The sequence below is a fragment of the Pseudomonas simiae genome (assembly GCF_000934565.1).
Taxonomy (GTDB): domain Bacteria; phylum Pseudomonadota; class Gammaproteobacteria; order Pseudomonadales; family Pseudomonadaceae; genus Aquipseudomonas; species Aquipseudomonas simiae.
Genome location: NZ_CP010896.1, coordinates 6,058,293 through 6,070,087 on the forward strand (window position 1 = coordinate 6,058,293; position 11,795 = coordinate 6,070,087).

Here is an 11,795-nt window from a genome sequence, read left to right on the forward strand (position 1 = left end):
AGGAAAATTTGCATGTACACACCACGCTCATTCGCCCTCGATGATTTGCCCGAACTGCATCAGCTGATCCAACACACTCGCCTGGCGCAAGTGGTGACGTTTGGTGAGCACGGCCTGCTGGCCAGTCACTTGCCACTGCTGCTCAACCCGGATGAGGGCCCGAACGGCACGCTCTACGGGCACCTGGCCAAGGCCAATCCACAATGGCAAGACCTGCACAACGGCAGCGAGACCCTGGTGATCTTTGCCGGTGCCGAGGCCTACATCAGCCCGGCGTTTTACCCGGCCAAGGCCGAGCACGGCAAAGTGGTACCCACCTGGAATTACATCGCCGTGCACGCTTACGGCAAGGCCGAGGTATTCACCGACGCCCAGCGCCTGCTCGCCGTGGTCACGGCATTGACCGATCGCCACGAAGGCAGTCGCGCGCAGCCGTGGAAAGTCAGCGACGCCCCGGCCGACTACATTGACGGCATGCTCAAAGCCATCGTCGGCTTCGCCCTGCCGATCGAGCGCCTGATCGGTAAACGCAAACTCAGCCAGAACCGCAGCTCGGCGGATATTGCCGGTGTACGCGAAGGCCTTGCCGCCAGCATCGATGTGCGTGACCAGACCCTCGCACGCTTCATTCCCCAAGGAGCCACAGAATGAGCCAGATCGACATCCGCCCAGTCACCGCCGCCGACCACGCCGCTTGGCTGCCGCTGTGGCAAGCGTATCTGACGTTCTACAACACCGAACTGCCCGACGCCGTCACCCAAAGCACCTGGCAGCGCCTGATCGACGCCAGCGAGCCTACCTACTCGGCCCTGGCCTGGCAGGACGGCAAGGCGGTGGGCATGGTCAACTTTATCTACCACCGCTCCAACTGGAGCATCGAGAACTCCTGCTACCTGCAGGACCTGCTGGTGGTCCCGACCGAACGCGGCACCGGCGTGGGCCGCAAGCTGATCGAATTCGTCTACGCCACCGCCAAAGCTGACGGTTGCTGCAAGGTCCACTGGCTGACCCACGAGACCAACGCCACCGCGATCCAACTCTACGAACGCATCGCCGAACGCCCTGGCTTCATCCAATTTCGCAAAGGCCTTTAAGGAGCGCAGCATGATGACCTCTCTCGCCAACTGGAAAGGCGTCCCGGCGCCCACAGCTCAACTGCTGGAAGGACGCTTTATCCGCCTGGAAAAACTCGATCCGGCCCGCCATGGCGACGACTTGTTCCACGCCCTCCATGGCCCAGGCGCGGATCCAAAACTGTGGGACTACTTGCCCTATGGGCCGTTTCCCGAGCGCAGCACATTCGATGCCTGGCTGAACAATCACGCCGCCAACAGTGATCCGTACTTTTTCAGCGTGATCGACCGCGCGACCGGTCAGGTACAGGGCATCCTCAGCTTGATGTCCATCGTGCCGGCGCAAGGTCGTATTGAAATTGGTCACGTCACCTTCGGTGCGCCGATGCAGCGCTCGCCCAAAAGCACCGAGGCGGTGTACTTGCTGGGCAAGTATGCATTTGAGCAGGGCTATCGCCGACTGGAATGGAAATGCAACAACGGCAATGCCCGTTCCAAATATGCGGCCGAGCGCTTGGGATTCAGTTTTGAAGGGGTGTTCCGCCAGCACATGGTGGTGAAGGGGCAGAACCGAGATACCGCGTGGTACTCGATCCTCGATTCGGAATGGCCGGCGATTGAGGCGGGGTTTGAGCGCTGGTTGTCGGAGGCGAATCAAACATCCTCAGGCCAGCTCAACACACTGGCAGAGTGCCGAGCCTAGCCCCCACGGTCACCACAACATGAATGTGGGAGCGGGCTCGCTCACGAAGGTGGTGTTTCAGCCAACGACGATGTCGCCTGACCCACCGCTTTCGCGAGCAAGCCCGCTCCCACATTTGGGCCTGTGTGGGTTCAATTAACCCAGCTTCTGCGCCAACACGGCGATATGCTCCGGCCCAATCCCGCAGCACCCGCCCAAATGGCTGGCGCCACGTGCCTGCCAATCCGCAGCCCAGTGCAGATAGCCCGGCGGGTCAAGGTCGTCACGCAGTGGGTCCAGACCATCGTTGGCCGTGGCTTCCTTGGGTTGCGGCGGGAAGGCGTTGGCGTAGGCCCCTATTTCAATGTGCACGCCGAGCCGCTCGAAGGTTTGGCGCGCGGCATCAATCGCATCGCCGATCACTTCCGGCTGGCTGCAGTTGAACAACAACACCTGCACACCCAACTGCGCCGCCGCTTCGGCCGCGTCCGCCACTGGCTCGCCGGAGCGCAGACACGGCACGTCGTCGGTGTCTTCGTCCTTGAGGGTAAACGACAGCCAGAACGGCTTGCCGTCCTGCGGCAGCCCGGCCTGGATCGCACGCGCTTCAGCGATGGAGCTCTGGGTTTCCGCCAGCCACAGGTCAACGTAGGGCGCCAGGCCCTGCACCAGTGGCGTCAGCAACTCGGCCACGCGCTGCGGCTCGAACAGATCGGGGCGATATGAGCCAAACAACGGCGGCAACGAACCCGCTACTCGCACGGCCTGACCGGAAGCTTCCACAGCACGTCGTGCCAGCGTACCGGCCAGGGCCGCCAGGGCCTGGCCCTCGGCGGCAAACCGCTCCTCGCCAATGTGAAACGGCACCACCGCGTAGCTGTTGCTGGTGATGACATTGGCACCGCTCTGGATATAAGCCGCATGCACCGCTTCAACCGCCTGCGGTGCTTCGCTCAACGCCAGTGCTGACCACTCCGGCTGCCGAAACGGCGCGCCGCGGCGCTGCAGTTCACGGCCCATGCCGCCATCGAGAATTACTGTTGCTGTGGCCATATGCTTTTTACTCATAAGCTTATGAAAATAACTCACTATGAGAGTCGTTCTTATAACTATTTAATACGCTCCATTCGGTACATAACAACTCTTTTTTCTAACGGTGTCCTTCATGAAACTTCAACCGCTGCTGGCCCTGGGCCTGACCCTGCTGGCCGCCTCGACTCAAGCCTTCGGCGGTGCGACGCTGGATCGCATCGAGAAGAACAAAGAATTGGTGGGCGTGCTGATGGAAAGCTATCCACCGTTCTCGTTCTTGAACGAGCAAAACCAGCTGGATGGCTTCGACGTTGACGTGGCCAAGGCCGTGGCGCAGAAACTCGGTGTGAAGTTGCGTCTTGAGACCCCGTCCTGGGACGTGATCGCCGCCGGGCGCTGGAGCGGGCGCTACGACATCTGCATCTGCTCCATGACCCCGAGCAAGGCTCGCGCCGAAGTGTTCGACTTCCCCGTGGAGTATTACGCGTCGCCGGCGGTGATCGTGGTCAACGCCAAGGATGATCGCATCCACAGCGCCAAGGACCTGAGCGGCAAGAAAGTCGGCCTCACCAGCGCCTCCAGCTACGAGAGCTACCTGAATAAAAACCTGGTGATTGAAGGCGCCGAGGACACCCAACTGCAATATCCATTCGAGGATGTGCAGATCGCCCCGTATGACACCGACAACGTGGCCTTCCAGGACCTGGGCCTGGGCGCCGGCGTGCGTCTGGATGCGATCCTCACCAACCTGGTCACCGCCCAACCGCGCCTGACCCAGGACAAGCGTTTCAAGCTGGCCGGCGAGCCGCTGTATTCCGAGCCCAATTCGGTGGCCATCGAAAAAGGCGACCCGCAGTGGGACAGCAAAGTGCGTGAAGTCTTCGCGCAGCTGAAACAGGACGGCACCTTGAGCAAGCTGTCGCAAAAATGGATCGGCGCTGACATCAGCCAATGACAGCATTTCCAACGCCTCCCAAGCCGCCGGTCAATGCATCGCGGCTTCAGCGCCTGCTGGGTTTCCGCACGCGGCTGTACCTGACCTGGGCCGCGCTGTTTTGCCTGTTTGCGAGTTTTTTCCTGAGCTTTGACCTGAAGTTCTCGATCATTCTCGACAAACTGCCCAACCTGGTGGGCCTGCACCTGGCGCCTAACGGTTTTCTGCAAGGCGCAGCGCTGACAGTGTTCCTGTGCCTGTGCGCAATCGTGGCCTCGTCGATACTGGGCTTTGTCACCGCGCTGGGGCGCCTGTCCAAAAGCGCCGTGGCCTTTGGCATTGCCAGCTTTTACGCGTCGTTCTTTCGCGGTACGCCGCTGCTGATCCAGATCCTCCTGATCTACCTTGGCCTGCCCCAACTGGGTCTGGTGCCAGGCGCCATCGTCGCCGGGATCATCGCGTTGTCGCTGAACTACGGCGCCTACCTGAGCGAAATTTTTCGCGCCGGCATCCTCGGCGTGCCTCACGGCCAACGCGAAGCGGCCCTGGCGTTGGGCATGCGTGACAGTGTGATCTTCTGGCACGTGACCCTGCCCCAGGCCATGCGCACCATCATCCCGCCCGCCACCAACCAGTTCATCTCGATGCTCAAGGACTCATCCCTGATCTCAGTGATGGGCGTGTGGGAAGTGATGTTCCTGGCGCAGTCCTATGGACGCTCAAGCTATCGCTACATCGAGATGCTCACCACCGCAGCAATCATCTACTGGGTGATGTCCCTCGGACTGGAACTGATCCAGGCACGGATGGAGCGGCATTACGGCAAGGGCTACGTACGGCGCGGGTGAGGGTCAGTTGCTCCATTTACGACGGACCTTGACCACGCCCATCTGCAAGCCGAAGGGGCGGAACACCGCGTTCAGCGACTTCAGGGTCTGATTGCCTTCACCGTGTTCGATACGCGGCCACAGCAGATGCGTTTTTAATCGCGCCGGACTAGAGACAACTCCCGCAAACCAGGGGTAGTTGGCCTGACAGTTATCACCCCGCGATCTCGCTAAATTCCCGGCCTCATTCATCAGAGGTTGGGATTTCATGTCCTTTACACAACACCGACTCGCACTTGTCATTGCCCTTGCCCTCAGCGCCGCCAGCCTTCAAACCGCGCAGGCGCGAGGCGATATCGAATACCTGCCGTATCCGTTTCAACCCGACGATGCGCTGCCCGACGCGTGGCCTTACGAGCCCGAAGCCAACGCGGAGCCCCTCGACGGTTATCTCACTCAGAAAGCGACCTCCCACAATGGCTTGCAGGTGGCCAAGGTGCTGGAGCCCGCGTTGATTCGGTTACTGGAGTCCGGAGAACTGAACTCCGAGCAAATCAAAGCCCTGGAAAAATTCGGCGATGCACTGGGCAAACAACCCGGAGGGATCGGCGCAAGCCTTGAGCAGTTGGCCGGCAGCCAGAACGCCAACCTTGCCACGGCAACGCACAACACCACGCAGCACCTGAGCAACCAATTGCTCTCGACCCTGCGCTCGTTGCCCACCGACGACGAAGGCCACGTCTGGGTGCAAGGCTTGGGCAACGGCGGCAGCCTCGACAAACAAGGCGGCAGCGCCGGGATGAAATACGAAAGCCAAGGCCTGTTGCTGGGTGCCGACTGGGCACTGGATGACGCGTGGAGAGTCGGTGTCATGGCCGCGAAATCCACCAGCAACCTCGATGCCCAACGTTTCTCCGCCAACTTGGACAGCTGGCACCTGGGGGGTTATGCCGTGCGCCAGGACGGACCGCTGGCCCTGCGCCTGGGTGCGATCTACAGCGACCATGCTGGCCAGAACAAGCGCAACGTCAACCTGCTTGATTACAAGGAGCAGCTAAAGGGCAAATACAACGCTCAAAGCCAAACCCTGTTCTCTGAAATGGGCTATCAATTGGGCGTCGCGGATCTGAGCATCGAACCCTTCGCAGGCCTCGGCTTCCAGCGCTACCACCGCGACAGTTTCAAGGAAACGGGAGGTCTGACCGCGCTGAACGTCGGCGCACAAACCCAGCAAAACCTGAGCAGCACTTTTGGCCTGCGCTTGGCAACGCTGTATCGATTCGATAACCAGATCAGCCTCACACCTCACCTCAGCACAAGCTGGAAACACCTCTACGGCGACGTCGACAGCCAGGTCCGCCAGTCCTATCGAGCCCTGCCGGCCATGGCAGACGGTTTCACCATCAATGGCACCTCGCTGGACCGCAATAGCCTGGACCTGCACGCTGGCCTGGACCTCGCGTTGTCGACACAGCACACCGTAGGCCTGACCTACAGCGTCCAAGCCGGTACAAACAGCCGTAACCAAGGCTTGATGGGCCAATGGAAGATGAGCTTCTAAACCTGCCAGATTTCGGGCAAAAAAAAGGGGGGCACCTGCCCCCCCGAGGATTAAACGGTAGTTTCGAAGGCTGGATCAGCCTTCGATTTCAATCAGGATTTCGCCAGGGTTGACCCGGTCGCCCTTGGCCACATGAACCGCGGTCACCTTGCCGGCAATAGCGGCCTGCACTTCGGTTTCCATCTTCATGGCTTCGGTAATCAGCACGGCCTGGCCGGCCTTGACCACGTCGCCTTCCTTGACCAGCACGTCGACGATATTGCCCGGCATTGCGGTGCTGACATGACCCGGCGCCGTAGCGTGCTTGCGGTTGCTGCTGCCACCGCTGACAAACTCGTTGAGCGGTTCGAACACCACTTCTTCCGGCATGCCATCGATGGAAAGGTAGAAGTGGCGCTTGCCTTCAGCCTTCACGCCCACACCGGTGATGTCCACGCGGTAACTTTCACCGTGCACGTCGATCACAAATTCAGTCGGTACGCCCTCGCCACCGACGCGCGCCACGCCGCCGGCTTCAGGGATCGGCAACAGCACTTCAGGCGCCAGGGTGCCGGCGTCGCGTTCTTCGAGGAACTTGCGCCCGATGTCCGGGAACATGGCATAGGTCAGCACGTCTTCTTCAGACTTGGCCAACGCGCCGATCTCGCCGCGCAGCTTGGTCATTTCCGGCTTGAGCAGGTCGGCCGGGCGTACGTCGATCACCTCTTCGCTGCCGATGGCCTGGCGACGCAGTTTCTCGTTCACAATGCCTGGCGCCTTGCCGTAGCCGCCTTGCAGGTAGAGCTTCACTTCGTTGGTGATGGTTTTGTAGCGCTCGCCAGCCAACACGTTGAAGAACGCCTGGGTGCCGACGATCTGCGAGGTCGGAGTGACCAGCGGCGGGAAGCCGAGGTCTTCACGCACACGCGGGATTTCCGCCAGCACTTCGTTCATGCGGTTGAGCGCACCCTGCTCTTTCAACTGGTTGGCCAGGTTGGAAATCATCCCACCGGGCACCTGGTTGACTTGAACGCGGGTATCGACCGCGGTGAATTCGCTTTCGAACTGGTGGTATTTCTTACGCACGGCGTAGAAATACAGGCCGATTTCCTGCAGCAGTTCCAGGCTCAGGCCAGTGTCGAATTCGCTGCCTTTAAGGGCGGCGACCATCGACTCGGTGCCTGGGTGGCTGGTGCCCCAGGCGAAGCTGGAGATGGCGGTATCGATGTGGTCGGCTCCGTTTTCGATGGCCTTGAGCTGGCACATCGCAGCCAGGCCGGCGGTGTCGTGGGAGTGGATGAAGATCGGCAGGCTTTGCTCGGCCTTCAACGCCTTGACCAGTTCGCCGGTGGCGTACGGCGTCAGCAGGCCGGCCATGTCCTTGATCGCAATCGAGTCGCAACCCATGGATTCCAGCTGCTTGGCCTGGGCCACAAAAGCTTCGACGGTGTGCACCGGGCTGGTGGTGTAGGCGATGGTGCCTTGGGCGTGTTTGCCGGCGGCTTTCACCGCTTCGATCGCCACGCGCAGGTTACGCACGTCGTTCATGGCGTCGAAAATGCGGAATACGTCGATGCCATTTACGGCAGCCTTGGCGACGAAGGCTTTGACCACGTCGTCGCTGTAGTGGCGGTAGCCCAGCAGGTTCTGGCCGCGCAGCAGCATCTGCAGGCGAGTGTTGGGCAACGCGGCGCGCAGTTTGCGCAGGCGCTCCCACGGGTCTTCCTTGAGGAAGCGCACACAGGCGTCGAAGGTCGCGCCGCCCCAGACTTCCAGGGACCAGTAGCCGACTTTGTCGAGCTTGTCGCAGATCGGCAGCATGTCGTCGGTACGCATGCGGGTCGCCAGCAACGATTGGTGGGCGTCGCGCAGGATGGTGTCGGTTACGAAGATTTTCTTGCTCATTCTTATATTCCTCACAGGCCTGCGTGGGCGGCGATGGCGGCGGCGATGGCCAGGGCCAGCTCTTCGGGTTTGCGCTTGATCGAGTAGTTGGTCAGCTCAGGGTGGCTTTCCACAAAGCTTGTATTAAATTGGCCGCTGCGGAATTCCGGATTGCGCAGGATTTCCTGGTAGTAGGCGGCGGTGGTCTTCACACCTTGCAGGCGCATGTCGTCCAGGGCTCGCAGGCCGCGGTCCATGGCTTCTTCCCAGGTCAACGCCCACACCACCAGTTTCAGGCACATGGAGTCGTAGAACGGCGGGATGGTGTAACCGGTGTAGATCGCCGTGTCGGTACGCACGCCAGGGCCGCCGGGGGCGTAGTAACGGGTGATCTTGCCAAAGCTGGGCAGGAAGTTGTTCTTCGGGTCTTCAGCGTTGATGCGAAACTGCAACGCGAAACCACGGTGCTGGATGTCTTCCTGTTTCACCGACAGCGGCAGGCCGGAGGCGATGCGAATCTGTTCGCGGACGATATCAATACCGGTGATTTCTTCGGTGATGGTGTGTTCCACCTGCACCCGGGTGTTCATCTCCATGAAGTACACCTCGCCCTCGGCGAGCAGGAACTCCACGGTGCCGGCGTTTTCGTAACCCACGGCCTTGGCCGCACGCACCGACAGGTCGCCGATGTAGGCGCGCTGTTCTGGGGTCAGCTGGGGGCTGGGGGCAATCTCGATAAGCTTCTGGTTGCGGCGCTGGATCGAGCAATCACGCTCGAACAGGTGCACCACGTTGCCAAAACTGTCACCGAGGATCTGCGCCTCGATGTGCTTGGGATTGACGATGCACTTTTCCAGGAACACTTCCGCCGAACCGAAGGCCTTGGTGGCTTCGGAGATCACGCGAGGGAAGGCTTGTTCAAGTTCTTCACGGCTGTTGCAGCGACGGATACCACGGCCACCGCCACCGGAAGTGGCCTTGAGCATCACCGGATAACCGATGCGGTCGCCTTCGGTCAGGGCTTCGTGGATATCCGCAACGTTGCCTTCGGTGCCCGGCGTGACCGGTACACCGGCCTTGATCATGCTGCGGCGCGCTTCAGTCTTGTCGCCCATGCGGCGAATCACTTCTGCCGACGGGCCAATGAATTTGATGCCGCGTTCGGCGCAAATGTCTGCCAGTTCGGCGTTTTCCGACAGGAAGCCGTAACCAGGGTGCAGCGCATCACAACCGGTTTCCACCGCCAGGTTCACCAGCTTGCGCGGGTTCAGATAGCCGGCCAGGGGCTCGGCACCAATGCTGTGGGCTTCGTCGGCACGCTTGACGTGCAACGCGTGGCGGTCGGCGTCGGAATAGACCGCGACCGAGCGAATGCCCATCTCGGCGCAGGCACGCACGATTCGTACGGCGATTTCACCACGGTTGGCGATCAGGATCTTTTTTATCACTTGGAAATTCCCTTGAGCCGATTGCTGCGTTCTTCGACCCGCTAGACCCGGGTCGGCGCGTGACCAAATGTTTCATGACAGTCGCGAGACACACACTAAGCCTGCAGAGGGATTAACAAAAATCAATAATTATTGGGTCGTGCATAAGTAAAGACTTATAGTTGGCCGGACGGCCTGGGGCGAAAGGATTGAAATAATGCGTAAATCATTGATGCGTATGACATTGCGTCAATTGCAGATCTTCAATGAAGTCTGCGATTTGCGCTCCTACAGCCGCGCAGCCGAGGAAATGTCCCTCACTCAACCGGCCGTGAGTCTGCAAATCCGCCAGCTGGAAGAGCTGATCGGCCAGCCGTTGTTCGATTATGTCGGCAAAAAGCTCTACATGACCGAGGCCGCCGAAGCCTTGCAACGCGCCAGTCGCGACATTTTCGGGCGCCTGGAAAACCTCGATATGCAGCTGTCGGATATGCAGGGTTCGCTGCAAGGCCAGCTCAAGCTGGCGATTGAGTCCAGCGCCAAGTACTTCGTGCCGCACCTGTTTGCCGCCTTCAAGCGCCAGCATCCGGAAGTGCAGTTGCACCTCACGGTAGTGAACCGCGCCCAGGTGATCCGAAGGCTCTCGGACAACCGCGATGACTTGGTGATCATGTCCATGGTGCCCCAGGACATGGGCCTGGAATTCCTGCCGTTCCTCAACAATCCGATCGTCGCCGTGGCGCCACACGATCACCCGCTAAGCCTGCAAGGGCCGCTGCGCCTGCAGGACCTGGAACCCTACACACTGTTGCTGCGCGAGCCAGGCTCCGGCACGCGACTGGCCTGCGAGGAGTATTTCAAGGAAAAACGCGTGCACTTCACCCAGACGGTGGAAGTGGCCTCGGCCGAGGCGCAGCGTGAATGTGTATGCGCGGGGTTGGGCGTGGCCCTGCTGACGCGTCACGCAGTCAACATGGAACTGGCCACCGGCGGGCTCAAGGAGCTGCCGGTGGAAGAATTGCCGCTGTACCGCAGTTGGTGCCTGGTGCAAGCCAAAGCCAAGCGCCTGTCACCGGTGGCCCATGCGTTCCTGGGCTTTATCCGCAGCGAGCGGGTGCAGATCAGCGCACTGGCTGAGCGTTTCGCTGGGCAGCCGCGGGTGCCTGCCAATGGAGTTCCGGGTAGTCACTGATGCTCTGGAGCAGTTGACGCTCCTCGCAACGGTCTTCGATTGCGCGACGGAACGCCATGCGGCGCTGGTCTTCCTGCTGACGACGGGTTTTGACGGAGCTGTTGCTGTCTTCGTAGGGCCGGGCCATTTGGAGTCTCCCAATGCGAGTACGGGGAGTTCAGGATGGCCCTGGGCGATGACGGTTTGGCGGCGCGGGGGTTACAGGACGATGAATCTTCTAAAGCTGACGCAGATCCACTGTGGGAGCTGGCTTGCCTGCTCCCACATTTGACCGTGCGTGACTTTGAATCAATCGTCGAGGGCTTTGACCGATTTAGGCGACAGGCGAAGACTGCGCAAGCTGCGCTTCACGCTCTTGAGGTGGTTGACCAGGCTCGGCCCGCGCGCCATGGCCACGCCCATCGCCAGCACGTCGATCACCACCAGATGGGCAATACGCGAGGTCAGCGGCGTATAGATTTCCGTGTCTTCATGCACATCAATCGCCAGGTTGACCGTGGACAGTTCCGCCAACGGCGTCTGGCTCGGGCACAGGGTGATCAGCGATGCACCGCTTTCACGCACCAGGTTGGCGGTGATCAGCAGGTCTTTGGAACGGCCCGACTGGGAAATGCAGATGGCAACGTCCGTAGGCTTCAAGGTCACCGCCGACATCGCCTGCATGTGCGGGTCGCTGTAGGCCGCTGCGGTGAGCAGCAAGCGGAAGAATTTGTGCTGGGCATCGGCAGCCACCGCGCCAGAAGCACCAAAGCCATAGAACTCGACACGCTGGGCCTGGGACATGGCGGTCACGGCCTTTTGCAACTCCACCGGGTCCAGCTTCTCCCGCACTTCCATCAAGGTGTGCAGGGTGGTGTCGAAGATTTTCAGGCTGTAGTCGGCGACGGAGTCGTCTTCATGGATCGCGAATTGGCCAAAGCTGGCACCCGCGGCCAGGCTTTGCGCCAGCTTGAGCTTCAAGTCCTGGAACCCGGAGCAACCGATGGCGCGGCAGAAACGCACGATGGTCGGCTCGCTGATGCCCACGCTGTGCGCCAGGTCGGCCATGGAACTGTGCATCACAGCCGCAGGGTCAAGCAGCACGTGATCGGCAACCTTGAGTTCCGATTTGCGTAACAGGTGGCGCGACTGGGCGATATGTTGCAACAGGTTCAAAGGGCAGGACTCTTGTTATGGGCAGGGCCAGGGATGTAGCAAGCTTGTA

Annotated in this window: 13 protein-coding genes; 7 read left to right on the plus strand and 6 right to left on the minus strand. The window is 60.6% G+C overall.

Features of this window, described 5'->3' with window-relative positions:
- Positions 1–12 precede the first annotated feature (12 nt).
- The 3 genes from PF1751_RS27625 to PF1751_RS27635 are packed head-to-tail and all read left to right on the plus strand — an operon-like array spanning position 13 to position 1,776.
- Positions 13–651: an FMN-binding negative transcriptional regulator gene (locus PF1751_RS27625; RefSeq protein ID WP_044288076.1), complete on the plus strand. Its 639-nt coding sequence runs from the start codon at positions 13–15 to the stop codon at positions 649–651.
- Positions 648–1,094: a GNAT family N-acetyltransferase gene (locus PF1751_RS27630; protein ID WP_010207608.1), complete on the plus strand. Its 447-nt coding sequence runs from the start codon at positions 648–650 to the stop codon at positions 1,092–1,094. The genes PF1751_RS27625 and PF1751_RS27630 overlap by 4 nt, the downstream gene beginning before the upstream one ends.
- Before the next feature lie 10 nt (positions 1,095–1,104).
- Complete coding sequence (locus tag PF1751_RS27635; protein ID WP_021492574.1) at positions 1,105–1,776, plus strand: GNAT family N-acetyltransferase; 672 nt, start codon at positions 1,105–1,107, stop codon at positions 1,774–1,776.
- 135 nt (positions 1,777–1,911) lie between these two features.
- On the opposite strand, the gene PF1751_RS27640 is transcribed toward PF1751_RS27635, so the two are convergent.
- Complete coding sequence (locus tag PF1751_RS27640; protein ID WP_021492573.1) at positions 1,912–2,808, minus strand: homocysteine S-methyltransferase family protein; 897 nt, start codon at positions 2,806–2,808, stop codon at positions 1,912–1,914.
- Between the two features lie 112 nt (positions 2,809–2,920).
- Between PF1751_RS27640 and PF1751_RS27645 the strand changes: the two genes are divergently transcribed.
- Both PF1751_RS27645 and PF1751_RS27650 read left to right on the plus strand, forming a co-directional pair.
- Positions 2,921–3,742: an ABC transporter substrate-binding protein gene (locus PF1751_RS27645; protein ID WP_010207612.1), complete on the plus strand. Its 822-nt coding sequence runs from the start codon at positions 2,921–2,923 to the stop codon at positions 3,740–3,742.
- Positions 3,739–4,569, plus strand: a complete 831-nt coding sequence (locus tag PF1751_RS27650; RefSeq protein ID WP_010207614.1) for an amino acid ABC transporter permease — start codon at positions 3,739–3,741, stop codon at positions 4,567–4,569. Before PF1751_RS27645 ends, PF1751_RS27650 begins: the two co-directional genes overlap by 4 nt.
- 3 nt (positions 4,570–4,572) lie before the next feature.
- Here the strand turns inward: PF1751_RS27650 and PF1751_RS29065 are convergent, their stop codons facing one another.
- Entirely contained in the window at positions 4,573–4,818 is a 246-nt protein-coding gene (locus PF1751_RS29065; RefSeq protein WP_029529032.1) for a hypothetical protein, read from the minus strand.
- Between PF1751_RS29065 and PF1751_RS27660 the strand changes: the two genes are divergently transcribed.
- Positions 4,817–6,109, plus strand: coding sequence for an autotransporter outer membrane beta-barrel domain-containing protein (locus PF1751_RS27660; protein ID WP_010207616.1), 1,293 nt, complete (start codon positions 4,817–4,819; stop codon positions 6,107–6,109). The two genes, PF1751_RS29065 and PF1751_RS27660, sit on opposite strands and share 2 nt — an antisense overlap.
- A gap of 75 nt (positions 6,110–6,184) precedes the next feature.
- Here PF1751_RS27660 and oadA read toward each other — a convergent pair whose 3' ends face one another.
- On the minus strand, positions 6,185–7,993 hold the full coding sequence (gene oadA / locus PF1751_RS27665; protein WP_010207617.1) for a sodium-extruding oxaloacetate decarboxylase subunit alpha: 1,809 nt from the start codon (positions 7,991–7,993) through the stop codon (positions 6,185–6,187).
- A gap of 11 nt (positions 7,994–8,004) precedes the next feature.
- A complete protein-coding gene (locus PF1751_RS27670; RefSeq protein ID WP_003195732.1) occupies positions 8,005–9,420 on the minus strand; it encodes an acetyl-CoA carboxylase biotin carboxylase subunit in 1,416 nt (471 codons plus the stop codon).
- Positions 9,421–9,616: 196 nt separating this feature from the next.
- Between PF1751_RS27670 and PF1751_RS27675 the strand changes: the two genes are divergently transcribed.
- Positions 9,617–10,591, plus strand: coding sequence for a LysR family transcriptional regulator (locus tag PF1751_RS27675; RefSeq protein ID WP_010207619.1), 975 nt, complete (start codon positions 9,617–9,619; stop codon positions 10,589–10,591).
- Here the strand turns inward: PF1751_RS27675 and PF1751_RS29615 are convergent.
- Together PF1751_RS29615 and hexR are read right to left on the minus strand one after the other, a co-directional pair.
- Positions 10,521–10,718 (minus strand): PA3496 family putative envelope integrity protein, encoded by a 198-nt coding sequence (locus PF1751_RS29615; protein WP_074900515.1) that lies wholly within the window; start codon positions 10,716–10,718, stop codon positions 10,521–10,523. The two genes, PF1751_RS27675 and PF1751_RS29615, sit on opposite strands and share 71 nt — an antisense overlap.
- A 161-nt stretch (positions 10,719–10,879) precedes the next feature.
- Positions 10,880–11,746 carry a transcriptional regulator HexR gene (gene hexR / locus PF1751_RS27685; protein WP_003177007.1) on the minus strand — a complete coding sequence of 289 codons (867 nt, stop codon included), beginning with the start codon at positions 11,744–11,746 and terminating at the stop codon, positions 10,880–10,882.
- Between the last annotated feature and the right edge of the window lie 49 nt (positions 11,747–11,795).